The sequence below is a fragment of the Desulfobulbaceae bacterium genome (assembly GCA_013792005.1).
GTDB lineage: Bacteria > Desulfobacterota > Desulfobulbia > Desulfobulbales > VMSU01 > VMSU01.
The window spans coordinates 1-16,332 of the sequence record VMSU01000035.1; the positions used below are offsets into that span (position 1 = coordinate 1).

A 16,332-nucleotide genomic window follows, 5' to 3' on the forward strand; every position below is an offset into this window, starting at 1 on the left:
AACCGATAACTGATTACCGTTAACCTGTGTAGTTACAAGGATGAATAGTTAAGGAAGAACAACCATGATCGATTCGGATTACGGCACTCTGCATCAGCTGTTTGATACCAATTTCTTGGAATACACCTCCTATGTGGTTAAGGAGCGTGCTATTCCCCATGTCGCCGATGGCTTGAAACCGGTGCAGCGCCGGATCATGCAGACCTTGAAGAATATGGATGACGGTCGGTTTAATAAGGTCGCCAACGTTGTCGGCGAGGCCATGAAACTTCACCCCCACGGTGACGCTTCCATCTTTGCCGCCCTGGTTAATCTGTCCAATAAGGGTTTTTTGATTGATCAGCAGGGTAATTTTGGCAATACCTTGACCGGCGATAGCGCCTCGGCTGCCCGGTACATCGAGTGCCGTCTTTCCCCTCTGGCTCTGGAGGTCATGTTCAACAAGGACCTGACCGAATTTGCCGATTCTTATGATGGCCGGATGCAGGAGCCGGTGGTGCTTCCCGCTAAGATTCCCCTGCTGCTGATGCAGGGCGCAGATGGTATAGCTGTCGGTATGGCTACCAAGATTATGCCTCACAACTTTGTCGAACTACTCACGGCCCAGAAGCAGATCTTGCGCGACGAACCCTTTGAAATTTTCCCCGATTTTCCTCAAGGTGGTTTGGTGGATGTTACCCACTATGATCGGGGTAACGGTCGCTTGAAATGTCGGGCTCGGATTGAGGAGATCAACGACAAGACCATCGTCATTCGGGAGGTCCCCTATACTACCACGACCACCTCGTTGGTAGAGAGTATTGAAAAGGCCGTGCGGGCCGGAAAGCTCAAGATCGTCTCGATTAATGATTATACGGCCGAGACTGTGGAGGTCGAGATTAAACTTGCCCGCGGGATGTACGCCTCGGATACGATCAGCGCGCTCTATGCCTTTACCGATTGTGAGGTGCCGATTAGTCCTAATTTCACGGTGATCAAGGACAATCAGCCGATGGTCATGAATGTGGATGATGTCCTGCGCTACAACACCCAGAAGTTAGTGGTCGATCTGGAAAAGGAGTTGACCATTGAGCTTGATCGGTTGCGAGAGAAAATTCATGCCGCGCTCTTGGAACAGATCTTTATCGAAGAGCGGTTGTATAAGGAGATCGAAGAGTGCTCAAGTTACGAGCTGGTGGTGTCGACTGTCGATTCATCACTGAAGCCTTTTGCGGATCGTCTGCTTCGGGCAGTGACGAGAGAGGATATAGAGCGGTTGTTGGAGATCCGCATCAAACGAATTTCGCGGTATGATATCTCAAAAAAACAGCAGGAGATCAATGGCCTGAGGAAGGAAGCCACCCTGATAGAGCGTCACCTCAAGGATATGGTCAAATACACCATCGGTTATCTGGATGGACTGTTGAAAAAGTATGGTGATAACTACCCGCGTCGGACCGAGATCACTACCTTTAGCGAGGTGGCGGCTCGGGCGGTTGCTCTGTCCAATCTGACCTGTGGCTATGATCCCAAAACCGGTTTTCTGGGGTATCAGGTCAAGGCCGAGCCGGAGCACTCCTTTGCCTGTTCCGAATACGATAAGTTTATTTTGATCTTTCGTGATGGCATGTATAAGGTCATTAACGGTGTGGACAAGCTTTTTGTTGGCTCAGATCTGGTTTATGTCGGTAAGGACGATGAGAAGCTCATCTTCAATGTTATTTATCGTGATGGCACCGAGAATTTTTCATATATTAAGCGCTTCCCGATGCCCAAGTTCATTCTTGACAAGGAGTATCGGCTGTTCCCGGACGACCCGAAGTCAAGGATTCAGTATTTCGCTACTGGCGAGGGCTCTCGGGTCCGCGTGTATTTTGTGCCCACGGCCAGAGCCAAGGTGAATTCTTTTGAGGTGGTGTTTAATGACTATCTGGTTAAGGGGGTAAGCGCTAAGGGTAAGCGGGCCGGTAGTCGGGTTCTGCGTCGGATTGTGCCTCTGGTGGACAAGGAGGTGGAGAAAGAGAGCGTCCCCTTGTCTTTGCCTGGGATGGGAGAGGGCGCGAATCAGGATTCATCCGCTGCGGTGGCGGAGAAGGTGACACCCACTGATGATAAGCCGGAAGCGGATGAATAAAAGTAATCGTTCACCAGAAGCGTCGAACGTGCGGATTTCACCGGGCTGTAACCGTTTTCCGGGTGCCTCAGATGCGCGATTTATATTGACCCGCTTCGTCGGTCAATATAACGGTCTGCGAAGTGTGCTAGTTGCACATGAGCAGGCCGTTGACAAAGCAAATGGGGGCCCGGAAAACGGTTACGAATAAGATGCAGTTGAAAAGTGCAGGGACGGGGTTGACCAGATGGGGTCGCGCCGTTTTTGTATTATAAATAACAGAAGATGAGGGGGCAAGAATGGACGCAGAAAATATTATGGATGGGTTGGCTGGTGAGTTGGAATCGGCATTAAAGGGGATGGCTAAGGCCAAGAGTGTTGAGGACAAGTTGATGTACAGTAAAATCGTCAAGAACCTGAGCAAGTCGTTGGGCGTTTTTTTGGAGTTGGCCAGTGACATGATGGATTATGATGCCGATGAGGATTTTGACGCATAGTCGTTGTCTGGTTTCGCACGGCGGTCAGCGTCAAGGCAAGGATGTCAGCCCCTTAGTCAAGCGTCTTTGCCGAAGGGGCTGACTGCTGATCGTTTGCCACTATCTTTTACGATCAGGAGGGAGCCATGGATACAATCACCAGTATTGAGACACGGCGAGCGGTCAAACATTTCGACTCTAGCCACCGCATGACAGAGGAGGAAGAGACCCGGATTTTGTCATTGGCTCTATTGTCCCCCACTGCCTTTAATATTCAGAACTGGCGATTCCTGGTGGTCAAGGACCCCACCCTGCGGCAGCAGATCAGGGAGGTGGCTTGGGGCCAGGCCCAAGTGACGGATGCCTCTCTTCTTATCATCCTCTGCGCCGATCTTAAGAGCTGGGAGAGGGAGCCGGCGCGTTATTGGCGCAATGCCGTTCCCGCGGTCCAGGAGTTTATCCTCCCTGCTATCGACCAGTATTACCGGGGCAAGGATCAGGTGCAGCGGGATGAGGCTATGCGTTCCTGTGGGATGGCGGCGCAGACCTTGATGTTGACTGCCAAGGCCATGGGGTATGATTCCTGCCCTATGGATGGATTTGATTTTGATGCGGTGGGCCAGTTGGTCAACCTGCCGGAAGATCATGCCATCGCCATGTTTGTGGCGATCGGCAAGGCCACTCAAGAGGCTTGGCCCCGGGGTGGTCAGTTGCCGCTGCGCGAAGTGGTACGGGTTGATAAATTTTAAGGAGCGATCTTTGGTGAGTGTGCTTCAGACTCGTTACGATTGACATTCTTCGTGAACAGTAAGATCCATAATTATCACAAGGTTGTGGTCTGTTGGAATGAATTTCTTCTGTTTCTGCATTTTGAGGGAAGGGGGTGATACGAGAGAAGCATCATGTTTAACCTCACACGCTATTACTCTACTGTCAGTTTGGTCTGTATCGTTATTGCAGCGACTCTTCTTGGCACTTTTTATCGTTATCAGTCCATTCAATCACTGACGATAGTGGCTGAGGCACGCAATACCGATTTTACGCGTGTTTTTGGCAATGCCCTTTCACCTTATTTTTCACCCTTACTTAAGCATATCCCTCCTAATCAATCGGTCGATCCTGTTAGCTCAGAGATTATTGCCCTGCGTCGGGAGGTGGTGTCTCTTATGCGGGAGACATCTGCCGTTAAGGTCAAGATTTACAATATGGAAGGGCTGACTGTCTTTTCGACCGAGTCCAAACAAATCGGGGAGAGAAAGCATGATAATGCAGGTTTTCTCTCAGCGTCTCAAGGACTCCTGGCAAGCGAATTAACGCATCGCAATACCTTTAGCGCTTTTGATAAAATTATCGAGCAGCGTGATCTTCTCTCGAGTTACATCCCTTATATTTCTAAGCAAAGTAATCGGATCGAGGGAGTTTTTGAGGTTTACACTGATATTACCCCATTCCTGGCGGAAGTAAGGCGTACTCATTGGCTTGTTATTGTCGTGGTGGTATGTGTTTTAGGTTTGCTCTATGGTTTACTCTTCCTCATTGTGCAGAGGGCGAGCCGGATCATTAAAGACCAGCAAGCTGAGTTGACCCATACACTTGCTCTCATTGAGGAAGATAATCAACTGCTCGATCAGCGGGTGAGTGAGCGAACGAGAGAGTTACAAGAGGTAAATCGTTCGATGGAAAGGGAGATTGCTGAGCGGGAGCGAGCAGAGGCGGGTTTGCGTCTTTCAGCCAAGGTTTTTGAAAATACCGTCGAAGGTGTGATTATTACAGACGCTGATACAAAAATTCTTGCGGTTAATCGGGCATTTATGCATGTTACCGGCTACTCTGAATCAGAGGTTAAGGGCCTCACTCCCAGGATACTCCAATCGGGTAGGCATGATGCCATGTTTTACACCGAGATGTGGCAATCGCTTTCACAGAGCGGGCAGTGGGTCGGGGAAATTTGGAACAAGCGCAAGAGTGGTGAGATTTATCCTGAACGACTTACCATCGGTGTAGTGAAAGACCCCGCTGGCGAGGTGGGCCACTACGTGGGAGTGTTCAGTGATATTTCAGATATTAAACGATCCCAGGAGCGACTGGATTTTCTCGCTCACCACGACTTGCTTACCAGTCTGCCAAATCGGTTACTGTTTAATTATCGGCTGAACCACAGCATCGGTCTGGCACGTCGTCATGAACGACAATTGGCGGTTCTCTTTATTGATCTCGATCATTTCAAGAATGTCAACGATACATTGGGGCATGATCTTGGTGATGAACTGCTCAAGAAAGTTGCAGAGCACATTAGTGTCAATGTGCGTGAGTCTGATACGCTGGCGCGAATTGGTGGTGATGAGTTTATTCTCTTGCTTGATGAAGTTGAAACCCCGCGCTATGCCGGTTCGATCGCAGAAAAGGTACTTAATCTGCTCAGTCAGGTTATTGCCATTTCCGGGTATGAAATTTTTGTTTCTGCAAGCATTGGGGTGAGCTTCTTTCCTGCGGACGGAGAGGATGTGGCTACCCTGGTAAAGAACGCCGATACCGCAATGTACTATGCCAAGAATCAAGGGCGTAATACCTATCATTTTTATGCTCCTGAAATGAGTGAATACGCCCTTGAGCGTCTGCACATGGAGATGCTGTTACGCCGTTCTGTTGAGCGGGGCGAGTTGTCACTCCACTTTCAGCCGAAAGTTGATTTTTCTACCGGAAATTTAGTGGGCGCGGAAGCTCTGGTACGTTGGAACAGTCCAGAGCTGGGGATGGTGTCTCCAGTGCGTTTTATTCCCATTGCCGAAGATATAGGATTTGTTTCAATTCTTGGGGAGTGGGTGCTGCGTCAAGCGTGTCATCAGGTTAAGGCGTGGGAAGGGGATGGTTTCTTCCTGCCGAGCATTGCTGTTAACCTCTCAGCCAAACAACTCGAGCGTGGTGATATATCCTTACTCGTCACTCGAGTTCTCCAGGAAACAGAGCTCTCCTCCGAGCGATTGGAGTTGGAGCTGACTGAATCGGCTATTATGAGCAACGAACAGGCATTGGGGCATCTTGAAAAGTTGCGAGAACTTGGCGTGGAGTTGGCTGTGGATGATTTCGGCACTGGGTATTCGTCGTTGAGTTACCTGCGTCGTCTTCCAGTTCAGAAGCTCAAGATTGATCGGTCTTTCATTACCAAAGTTTCTGTTGAGCCGAGTCGGGCGGCGATTGTCAGGGCGGTGATTGCCTTAGCCAAAGCCTTGGGTTTGCGCACTATTGCCGAAGGTGTCGAGACGGATGAGGAAGCCCAGTTCTTACGGAGCGAGGGGTGTCATCAAGGCCAGGGGTATCTCTTCGGTCGTCCTCTTCCGTCGGATGAATTTCAGGCCCGGTGGGCGAAGAGTGACGCCGGAGGTGTACATGAGTAGTGGGTTCTTATCATTGCCGGCTTTGAATTGATTCTGGTTAGGTCTGAGGCGTATCTTTCAAGTAGGTATTGAGAGGTGTTTAATCAGACAGGAGATTTTTGTGCTGTAGGGAAAGAGTTATTGTTTTTATAGGGAAAATTATTATGAGAAAACTTACTCGACGTGATTTGTTGCAGGCAGCGGCACTGTCATCGGTAGGATACCTTGCCGGTTGCGCTGTTAATCCTGTCTCTGGGCAGTCCCAGTTGATGCTACTCTCAGAAGGACAGGAGGTCGATATTGACCGGCAGAAAAGTCCGTATCAGTTTTCGGAGGATTACGGTGTTGTTCAGGATCAGAGGCTGAACAGTTATCTGAACGAGACTGGTCGCCGGATAGCCGCTCAGACTCATCGTCCCCGTATGCCTTATTCGTTCAGGGCGGTTAATGCTGTCTATGTCAATGCCTATGCATTTCCCGGAGGCAGTATCGCTCTGACCCGGGGGATTCTGCTCAAACTTGATAATGAGGCGCAATTAGCCGCTCTTTTGGGCCACGAACTGGGACATGTCAGTGCCCGACATACAGCGCAGCAGATGTCGAAGGGTACTTTGATTCAGGCATTGAGCGGCGGGGTCGCCGCTGTGGCTGGGGGGGCATACACCGGCCTCGGTGAGGTTGCCTCTCAATTGGGGTCTTTGGGGGCAGGGGCATTGCTCGCATCGTATAGCCGAGATAATGAACGAGAGGCCGACGCACTGGGGCTTGAGTATATGGTTCGGGCTGGATATGGCCCGGAAGGTATTCTTGGCCTTATGGATATGTTGAATCGCGAATCGAAGCGTGATCCCTCAGCCCTTGAGTTGATGTTTTCAACTCACCCCATGAGCCGGGAGCGTTATGATGCCGCCAAGCGTGCTATTGATACCCGTTATCGTCAGGCCTTGAATCTGCCTCAGTTCCGGGAGCGGTACCTGGATAATACAGCCAAGCTTCGGGGGCAGAAGGTCGGTATCGAGGCCATAGAGCGGGGCGTGAGCGCCTTGGCTAAGAAGGATTTGAAGGGCGCTGAGGGGCATTTAAACGAGGCCCTCCGTCTGTTGCCGGATGACTATGCCGCACTGGTTGTGATGGCCAAGATTCAACTGGTCGCCAAGAAAGATTCCCAGGCGGTGGTGTTTGCCGAGAGAGCCAAGAGGGGGTATCCGCAGGAAGCTCAAGGGTACTATGTAAGCGGTTTGGGCAACCTGCGGCAGAAGCATTTTGATGGGGCGTATAATGATTTCTCCCAGCACCAAAGGCTCCTTGCCGGAAATCCGAATACAACATTTTACTTGGGTTTATCTGCAGAGGGGATGGGTCGCCGTGATGAGGCAGTTCGTCACTATTCATCCTATCTTCAGACTGTCAAGCAGGGGGAACAGGCCCAGTACGCTTACCAGCGACTTACGGAATGGGGATATGTTAAAAAGTGACGATGACGCGTGTCTTCTAAGTTACCAGAGGGATTAGTGTCAGCATTATGTTGTTGATCCTATGTCGTGGCAAGGTTCATTCCGGCAATGGTTGATCTCGATGGTGACATGCTCGAGTTCGGGAAAGCCGTCTAACAAGTTTCTGTAGTGATCCGGAGGCTTTGGGGCGTGGGTGACGATCGAGAGGATGGCGGCGAAATGGTGGGATCCGATCGGCCATACATGAAAATCGGTAATGCGGTTGTCATCGACAGCCTCAATGGTGGCGCGGATGGCTGTCAGGGTTTTTTGAGGAAGTCCTTGGTCGAGGAGAATGACGCTGGTATCCCGCAATAGACCGTTGGCCCAGTGTAGGATTACTATCGCGCCGACAATGCCCATGCACGGGTCCATCCAGTTCCAGCCAAGCGCCTTGCCGGAAAGAAGAGCGACGATAGCAAGCACTGAGGTGAGAGCGTCGGCCATGACATGCATATAGGCGGCCTTCAGGTTGTGGTCATGGTGGGTGGTATGCTCGTGCTCATGGTGGTGATGATGACCCTGCAGCAGATGGGCGCTGAGCAGATTGACGATAAGTCCAACGAGTGCCACGCCGATGGCCTCATTGAAACGGATTGGCTCTGGGGTGAGTAGTCGCTGGATTGATTCGAACACCATCGCCAGAGCGACGATGGCAAGCACTATCGCACTGGTGTATCCGCCGAGCACCCCTACCTTGCCTGTTCCAAAACTGAAGCTCGGGTTGTCCGCATGTTTGCGAGCGTAGTAAAAGGCAAAGGCGGTAATGCCGAGTGCTACCGCATGGGTTCCCATGTGCCAGCCATCCGCCAGGAGCGCCATCGAACCGAAGGTGATTCCAGCGCCGATCTCAATAACCATCATGACGACGGTGAGCAGAATGACCTGTTTGGTGCGGCGCTCACCGAGTCCGTCATCGATTCTGAAGTCGTGGGAGTGTTTCCACTTACATAGATTGTAGATATGCATTTTTCTGTACCTGGAGCCCCCCGCCCAGAGGGATAACTGTCCTCGGGGCGGGAGCTGAATGGGATGGTGTTGTCTTAAATGTGAAGTAAGTCGTTGTTGCGAAATAATCTAATCATTTGTGATAATCGAATCGGCATCACCGACAGGGAAACATAGAAGTTCTACTCCGTTAACAGGCCTTAGCATGGCCGGAAAGTCTCAATTATTTTTTCATGCCAGGATATTTCTCTGTATCGGTAAGGGCTTTGTGAAGGTCATTCATCTCTTTTGTCGTGAGAGGAGTTCCGGCCATATTCGACCCTGGTTGGCCGAATTTAACTTTATGGGCAACTTCATATGTTTTCTGTCTGGCATATTCTCCGGCCGACAATCCACCAATGCTGATTTGGGTTCCATTAGTGCCATGGCAGGAGGCGCATGATTTTTCATATATGCTGTCGCCGTTGATGGGATCTCCTCCCTTGCCGATTTCTACAAGTTTCACTTTGGCATCGGGATAATTACCTTTGATTTCCATTGCATAGTAGTTGCGGTAGTCCTCGCCCTCTTCTTTGATGAATTTGACAAGATCCCATATTTCACGGTCATTAAATATCTTTCCATATTCAGGCATGGCATCTCCCAATTGACTATTTTTTTCTGGATCGTATTGAGCTAAGTCATAATCAAGCTGTCGAGATTGTGCTGGACTTTTGATCTTATCAAATATCTCTTGAGGAGACAGGTTTTTTGCGGCATCAAGGAGGTTGACACTGGAGACATTCGGCCTTTTTCCAGCCGTGGCTTTTCTTCCACCATAATACCCTTTGCTGCCAATTCTGTCCCAACCATGACACTGCTTGCAGCGAAAGAAGTCGGATTTGTCTTTGATGGCTGAAATATCGATAGTATGGGAGTTACTAAATTGTGGTGAAACTTCCCCCTGTGATAGAAAATTATCGTACAACAAACCTCCATTCTTGCCATCAGCTTTTTCGTACGCAGTGATGTCGGAAGCGGTTGCCTGTTGCCAGGTGATGAGTGAGAACAGGGTGACAGTGGTGGTAAGAATCTTTCGTAAGTTCATGGTTTTATCCTCTTTTGTTGAAGTAGTGGTAATTGGTTGGTTTAATTTTATTTGAATAGAGATTGAAATAACGCCCAGAATTATCCGCCCTGACGAGGGTACTTAAAATTCTACAGCGACTTGTACAGTTCCTTGATTGTTGCTGCTATAATCACTGTATTTTTGGTACAGGTATTCGATGGTGAGGTTGGTCGACTGAAAGATGTTGTATAACAGGGCAGCTCCATACTCATCCTGGGCAAGTAGCGACCCAGCTTCTTTGCTTGCTCCGTAACGTAAGGCGAATTCTGTGCCTTCAAGTACTCGGGCCGCAGCCTCGATATTCCAGGCTCCGGGGCGCAGATTTTCGGGGGATGAGAAGTTGAAATCGTCGATTGCAAAATCCTTGGTTGCGCCCAGGTATTCGCCATCAAGAAATAATCGGTCGTTATAGGACAGGCTGATAAATGTGCTCCAACCACCGACAGTGTCTGTGGTCGTCCCATGGATACTTTCATCTTCAAGGCTGTCACTGTTCGTAAGATGAGAGAGGTACGAACCACCACAACTTAAAGATAGTCGGTCTTCCTCGGTATTGGGTATGGATAGCGATAATGAGGCCACCGCGCTGTTGATCCGATCACCGGTATTATTCTCTCGGATAGTTCCTTTGAAAACGCCGATGTTGAGATCCATGATTTCGCTGGCATATCCTGCAACGACTGCCGTGTCGTTGGTTTCTCCGAGGATCAGAGTTCCAGGGTCGGTGATAAAATGACTTTTAAAGCGGCCGAAGGGTAGATATTGACGGCCGATGTTGATATACAGTGAATTGTTGTTGTCTCCCTTCAGTGTGATGATGGCTTCGTCAATGTTGATGGTGTCGTTGTCGTTTGTTTCTTCGTATAGGAAGGTGAGATTCCCGCTAACGTATTGATTTACCTCGGCCTTGGCAATTAACTGGGCGGTGGCTAAGGAAAGATCACTACTACTTGTTGTTTCATTTACATCCTTTTCTCGTGAAGCGATCAACTCGGCTTCCACTAAGCCACTTATTTGTATACTGCTGTTAAGGGCTATAGATTTCTCATTGGTTTCCGCCAAGCGTTCAACTCGATCGGCAAGACTTTGCACAGCATGGTGATGATTTTCATCGGTATTTGCCGATGTCTTTTCTTTAATTATTCTGGTGAAATCAGCTACCTCTTCCTGCTCAATAACTTCTTTTGTCTTTAATAAATCGAGCCTCATCGTGGTCTCCGGAGATAGGGCTGCACTTGGGCGATGTGTTCCCAGGACTATGGAAGCGCTTAGTGCCAAAGCAATGGTCAATGCTTTTTTCATGTCAATACCTATCGTGCGTTGTGAAGTGTTAGTTCTTCTTGCAGCGCCCACACCCTGAACAGCCGCTGGCTCCAGGAATTTCAGCGCGGCAGCGCGTGCAGAAAAGGGAATGGGGCCGGTCCTGGATGTATCCACAGGTAGGGCATTGGTTTAGTTCAAGTTGCGTAGGTTTTAATGCTGCGCCGTTAAATAGATTCAATAGTTTAGTGGTCATGATTCACTCGCTAATTTAGTGTGTTGTTCAGCCAAAAATCGAAAACGAGCAGAGGAACTGAACAGTAATTCTTCAGTAGTGCCCTGATAAATCTTGTAGCTCGTCTATCTCTAGGTAAAAACATTGCTTGAAAGCGTAGTCCTCAAGTCGGGATAGCTGGCTGTGGCTAGTTGTATTTATGGTTAGATCAGGATCTGCGAAAAGATTCCACCGACCAGGAAAGCAGTACACCAGGATCCGCCCCAAACCAGTAAGGCTTCTCGGGTGCCACGTTCCTTGAAAAGTATCATTAATGAGGCGATGCAGGGCACAAATAGGGTGATGACAATTAGCGAAGTCACCGTTTGTATAGGGTTCATTGCAAGCCCAGTCAGTCCTGCTGCGCCAAAATCACGTCTTACCAGCCCCATCACAAAGGCGGTGGCTGCTTCCTTGGGAATCTGCAGCCAGCCCTCGGTAATTGGGATCAGGAGTTTTTGCCAGAGATCAAGTCCGCCTGATACCTGGAGGATGGTAACTAAAAACGAACCTAGGAAAAACCAAGGCCAGGCTTCTTGCATGAAAAAGAAGGAGCGGGTAGCGGTTTTGCGGAAGATATTTTCAGCACGTGGCAATCTCATGGGCGGCAGATCAATAAGCAGTGCGGACGATTTTCCTGGTAGGAGATGGTTTAACAAAGAGCCGAGCATGGTTAAAACAGTGAATATGACCACTGCATAGAGTATAGCCATCTGACTGCCAACTGCGGCCAGCATGCCGGCGATCACCCCGATCTGGGCTGAACAGGGGATGGCAAAGTTAAGAATTACCGTGGCAATGGATTTTTCACGATTGGTCGTCAGAAGCCTGGTGGTTATGGTGCCGAGTTGTACGCAGCCAAAACCCAAAATGATGGGGATAACTGCCCGACCATTAAGTCCAATTGAAGTCATGAGTCGGTCAACCAGTGTGGCCAGGCGAGGCAGGTAGCCGGAATCTTCCATGATGGAGAGAACGGTGTAAAAGCCGAGCACCAATGGCAGCAGCAGGCCCAGCAGGTAAGTGACAGTCATAGTCAGTAATCCGAATTCTCCGATCAGGATTTGGCCCATGATCGATTCCTGGTTTGCATATTGTGAAACCAGCGAACGTACCCAAGGTTCATAATGCCCCTGCATGATCATTTCTTCTGTGATGCCGACAATATCACCGGCCACCCATACTCCGATTACAGTGTACATGGCATAGAGAATAAGGCAGAGAATCGGAATGCCGGAAAGTGGGTTGACTGCGGCGCGTCCTAGCATGTCGCGGAAGCGGAAGTTGTCCTCTGTCGCCTGCAATACATGGTTGATCATGTCATTGACCCGCTTTCGACGTTCAAGGTACAGAGTGTCACGGTTTTGCCCAGGGACAACGCCATGGCGTTCCGCGATAACTGTGTCTCCTTCAAGGATCATCAGGGCTTCTGCCTGTGAACCAACCTTGTTGAGCATGTCATGCAGTTGGTTTTTTAGATCAGTTTGCTGGTGACCTGGGTGAGCTGACAGGATGGTATCTGCAACTTGTTTCAGTCCATGATTGTTGACAGCAGATGTCGGTAGCACATCAATTCCGAGCAAATCATGCAGTAGGTCGATGTCGATTTTTAACCCTGCTCTTTCTATCTCATCATAGAAATTAAGCGCCACAACTACTGGCTTTCCCATGTCGATGATTTGTTGGGTGAGAAAAAGATCCCGTTCCAAATGGGTCGCGTCGATAATGTTTACAATGATATCGGCTTCAAGGATGATGTCGCGGGCAGCCTTTTCTTCGTCATTAAATGAAGAAACTCCGTAGATTCCCGGTGTGTCCAAGATTTGATGCCCCTGCCATTCTCCTATTGCGACTTCTATGGTGGTGCCGGGGTAGTTGGAGACCTCAACGTATAACCCTGTTAAAAATCCGAAAAAAACAGATTTTCCCACGTTCGGATTGCCGGCCAGCACGATTTTCTTAATCTCTCGTGAATGTGTTGGCGCAGTGTGTTGATGGTAACGTGTTGACTGGTCCATGATTATAACCTTCCAGAAACAAAAATAGTATTAGCCACTTCTCTGCCAATCGCGATTTCCTGTCGATTGTGCTTGAGCATGAGGGGACCGAATGGGATTATTTCCAGGCATTTGATCTCGCTCCCTTCACTGATTCCAAAGCGAATAAATTGAGTGCGGACATCTTCGTCCTCAATCCTGACAATGGCCACGGTTTGGCCCTTCTTAATGTTAACCAAGCACATAATAATCTCCTTTTGAAAAAGATATTGAAATTCATTTTCAACTTGTAGATAAAAAAATAGAAGCTAATTACTTATTTGCAATCTTGACAAATGCCATAGATATCAAGGGTGTGGTCGGTAACCATAAACCCATGACGCTGGGCAATGCCGTTCTGAAGAGTTTCGATTTGGTCGTTCACGAATTCAACGATTTTCCCGCACTTGGTGCATATCAGGTGGTCATGATGTTCCTGCTGGTTGGTTGACTCAAAACGGGCATATCCATTTCCGAAGTTTTTGCTCGTTGCAAGGCCTGCTTCGGAGAGAAGTTTAAGTGTTCTGTAGACCGTGGTGAAACCTATGTCAGGGGATGTCTTTTGAACCTTGCGATACAATTCTTCTGAGCTAATATGCCCTTTGTGTTTCAGAAAAGCGTTTACAATCAATTGGCGTTGACCTGTTAAACGCAGATTCTGTTTCGAGAGAAACTCTTCGAATTGATGTAGTGGTTGCTTGATCATGCCGCCTCCTGAGAAGACAATATAGCGAAATTGAAAATCGTTTTCAATAGAAAAGTTCAATATGTTGTCGATTCATTAAATCAGTTTCAATAAGCGGAGTGGAGATGGGGAAGGGAAGGAAAAGCTGATGGGGGAACGGGGAGGTGGAGGGGGGGATAGAAAGCAAAAGAAGATTCCCCACCCTTTTTATTCTCCCCTCTCTTCTTGTGAGTAGGAAATTATCATACACGTGACGGCTTTGCATTGGGTATTTGCTGATTTGTTATGATTCTAGCCACTTTTGTAGGGCGTTGACAATTTTAGTCGCCTGCTCAGGACTTGATATCTTGAATTTGCTCTTCGACTGATACACCCCATCCTTTTTTTGGTAGCGGCGGATAATGTAACGATCAGCGCTATATTCGTTAGTTTTCTTGTCAAGGTCCTGGTAGCGGAAGAGGATGGTGGTCCATGCCCCTTTAGACAGGATCTCCTTGTCCAGTTCCTTTACGACCAGTACCCCGTCTTCTTCATAGTTAACGGTTAAGTCTTCAACATCTGATGCCATGGTGTCTCCTTGTATGTGGTGAGTTGTGAACTCGGTTTTAATCTGATGATGTGATGAACTTGCTCGTCTTTTTATTCCCCAGCCTGTTTGGCCTCCAGCTCTTCCCAGCGTTTGTAGAGTTGAGTTACCTTTTCTTGAGCTTCCTGCAGTTTTTGACAGCAGACGACGAGCTGTTCCTGATCCGACTGAAGGTCCGGGTGACTCACGCGGTCCTGGAACTCTGCCAAAGCCTTTTCGGCCTGGGCAATGGTTTCTTCCATCTTGGCCAATTCCAGTTCCTCGCCTAGCGTCATTTTTTTCTTTTTGGCCGGGGTGGACGCCTTGGCTGATTTGCCCTTCGCTGGTTTGTCTACAGCAGTCTTACCCTGGAGGTCATCAAGCCACTGACGAAAATCCGCATACTGACGACACTTCCCGTTGCCGTCAAAGCCCAGGACAAAATCTGCCAATCGGTCCAGCAGAAAACGGTCGTGGCTAACAAGGACGATGGCGCCAGGGAATTCGGCTAAACCCTCTTCCAATACCTCAAGGGAAGGGATGTCAAGGTCGTTGGTCGGTTCGTCGAGCAGCAGGATGTCCGCCGGTTGCCGCATCAGATTGGCAATCAGAATCCGTGATTGTTCGCCGCCGGAGAGGCGGTTGACGGGCATGTCGAGTTGCTCTGGACGAAAGAGGAAGCGTTTTGCCCAGCCTACGACATGAACCGGCTGTCCTTTGAATAGTACGGTATCGCCGTCCGGGGCCAAAGCCCGACGGAGGGTTTGGTCTTGATTCAGGCCCTGTCGCTTCTGGTCAAAGAGCACGATCTTGATCCCGTCGGCCAGTTTGATTTCGCCCTGATCGGGGAGGGTGTTGCCGGCCAGGATATTGATCAGTGTACTTTTCCCTGAGCCGTTGTTGCCCAGGACCCCGACGCAGAGCTTGGGGGTCATCTGCAGGTCCAGGTTGGAGAATATCTGACGGCCGGCAAAGCTCTTGCCTAATTTATCGGCGGTCAGCAACTTCTTGGTCTTGCGGTCTGTGGCTTCAAAGCCGATGTCGATGGCTCGTCCTTGGGCATTGCGGTGTTTAATGTCTTGGAAGGTGCCTTTCAGGCGTGCGGCATCGTCGATCCGGAATTTGGCCTTGGTGGTTCGGGCCTTGGGGCCGCGAGAGAGCCATTCGACCTCTCTTCGCAGTTTGTTGGCCAGCACCTCTTCCTGTTTGGCTTGGGAGGTGAGCAGTTCTTCCTTGCGGACCAGGAAATCCCTGAGCGAGCCCTCGACCCGGAGATAGCCGCCGGGGTATTGCGGATTGAGTTCTACTATACAGTTGGTGACGGAGTCGAGGAAATAGCGGTCATGGCTAATCAGGACAAAGGCGAAGGCTGAGTTTTTGAGGAGGCCTTCCAGCCAGAGGATGCCATCCATGTCCAGGTGGTTGGTTGGCTCGTCCATCAACAGCAGATCAGGGTTTTGGATCAGAGCCCGACCAATAGCCAGTCGTTTCTGCCAGCCACCTGAGAGGGTGTCAGTGCGCTGGTCCGTGTCTGTAAAACCGCATTTCCCTGCCATGCGTTGGACTGCGGCATAGCGTGCAGTCTCGTCCATTTCGTGGCTGGTTATGGCTGAGAGCAGGCACTGGAGCACGGTCTGTTCCGGGGGGAATTTTTCAGCCTGGGCCAGATAGACCAAGTTGAGTTTTTTGCGGATAAAGAGTTTGCCTTCGTCCAGGGTTTCGAGGTCGGCGAAGATTTTGAGCAGGGTAGATTTGCCTGCCCCGTTGGGACCAATCAGGCCGAGGCGCTCGCCTTCAAAGATGCCGAAGCTGATCCCGGTAAAGAGACGCTGGACGCCAAAGGCCTTACTGATTGATTGACAACTGAGCAGATGTGACATAGAGAGAACCTTGTGATAAAGTGATGTGCTTGGGCTAATGATGCGCTAATGGAGCTTGGTTTGCCGGGAAGCAGTTGCCGGTCTGCGGTTAAAGGAACCATAGGTGGGGCATGATGTCAGGGTGTGGTCACACTTCGTCAA

Annotated in this window: 13 protein-coding genes; 5 read left to right on the forward strand and 8 right to left on the reverse strand. The window is 49.6% G+C overall.

The genetic code is table 11. The features are described 5' to 3' along the window. The first annotated feature begins 64 nt into the window (after nt 1–64). The 5 genes from FP815_02015 to FP815_02035 all read left to right on the forward strand — a co-directional run bounded on the left by FP815_02015 (nt 65) and on the right by FP815_02035 (nt 7,417). Nucleotides 65–2,113 carry a DNA topoisomerase IV subunit A gene (locus tag FP815_02015; protein ID MBA3013708.1) on the forward strand — a complete coding sequence of 683 codons (2,049 nt, stop codon included), beginning with the start codon at nt 65–67 and terminating at the stop codon, nt 2,111–2,113. Between the two features lie 278 nt (nt 2,114–2,391). Next, nucleotides 2,392–2,589 (forward strand): hypothetical protein, encoded by a 198-nt coding sequence (locus FP815_02020; GenBank protein ID MBA3013709.1) that lies wholly within the window; start codon nt 2,392–2,394, stop codon nt 2,587–2,589. A 125-nt stretch (nt 2,590–2,714) separates the two neighbouring features. Next, a complete protein-coding gene (locus tag FP815_02025; GenBank protein MBA3013710.1) occupies nt 2,715–3,317 on the forward strand; it encodes a nitroreductase family protein in 603 nt (200 codons plus the stop codon). A gap of 153 nt (nt 3,318–3,470) precedes the next feature. Next, nucleotides 3,471–5,963: an EAL domain-containing protein gene (locus FP815_02030; protein MBA3013711.1), complete on the forward strand. Its 2,493-nt coding sequence runs from the start codon at nt 3,471–3,473 to the stop codon at nt 5,961–5,963. Between the two features lie 143 nt (nt 5,964–6,106). Continuing rightward, nucleotides 6,107–7,417 carry a M48 family metalloprotease gene (locus tag FP815_02035; protein ID MBA3013712.1) on the forward strand — a complete coding sequence of 437 codons (1,311 nt, stop codon included), beginning with the start codon at nt 6,107–6,109 and terminating at the stop codon, nt 7,415–7,417. Nucleotides 7,418–7,462: 45 nt separating this feature from the next. Here FP815_02035 and dmeF read toward each other — a convergent pair whose 3' ends face one another. The 8 genes from dmeF to FP815_02075 all read right to left on the reverse strand — a co-directional run bounded on the left by dmeF (nt 7,463) and on the right by FP815_02075 (nt 16,191). Further along, complete coding sequence (dmeF, locus tag FP815_02040; GenBank protein MBA3013713.1) at nt 7,463–8,404, reverse strand: CDF family Co(II)/Ni(II) efflux transporter DmeF; 942 nt, start codon at nt 8,402–8,404, stop codon at nt 7,463–7,465. Between the two features lie 202 nt (nt 8,405–8,606). Continuing rightward, the gene (locus FP815_02045; protein MBA3013714.1) at nt 8,607–9,470 is read right to left on the reverse strand and encodes a c-type cytochrome; all 864 of its coding nucleotides are present in this window, start codon (nt 9,468–9,470) and stop codon (nt 8,607–8,609) included. Nucleotides 9,471–9,572: 102 nt separating this feature from the next. Then, nucleotides 9,573–10,793 carry an LbtU family siderophore porin gene (locus FP815_02050; GenBank protein MBA3013715.1) on the reverse strand — a complete coding sequence of 407 codons (1,221 nt, stop codon included), beginning with the start codon at nt 10,791–10,793 and terminating at the stop codon, nt 9,573–9,575. Nucleotides 10,794–11,189: 396 nt separating this feature from the next. After that, a complete protein-coding gene (gene feoB / locus FP815_02055; GenBank protein MBA3013716.1) occupies nt 11,190–13,043 on the reverse strand; it encodes a ferrous iron transport protein B in 1,854 nt (617 codons plus the stop codon). Between the two features lie 2 nt (nt 13,044–13,045). Then, a complete protein-coding gene (locus FP815_02060) occupies nt 13,046–13,267 on the reverse strand; it encodes a ferrous iron transport protein A (protein MBA3013717.1) in 222 nt (73 codons plus the stop codon). A 71-nt stretch (nt 13,268–13,338) separates the two neighbouring features. Then, complete coding sequence (locus FP815_02065) at nt 13,339–13,767, reverse strand: transcriptional repressor (GenBank protein ID MBA3013718.1); 429 nt, start codon at nt 13,765–13,767, stop codon at nt 13,339–13,341. A 262-nt stretch (nt 13,768–14,029) separates the two neighbouring features. Beyond that, the gene (locus tag FP815_02070) at nt 14,030–14,314 is read right to left on the reverse strand and encodes a hypothetical protein (protein MBA3013719.1); all 285 of its coding nucleotides are present in this window, start codon (nt 14,312–14,314) and stop codon (nt 14,030–14,032) included. A gap of 71 nt (nt 14,315–14,385) precedes the next feature. Beyond that, on the reverse strand, nt 14,386–16,191 hold the full coding sequence (locus FP815_02075) for an ABC-F family ATP-binding cassette domain-containing protein (protein ID MBA3013720.1): 1,806 nt from the start codon (nt 16,189–16,191) through the stop codon (nt 14,386–14,388). Nucleotides 16,192–16,332 lie beyond the last annotated feature (141 nt).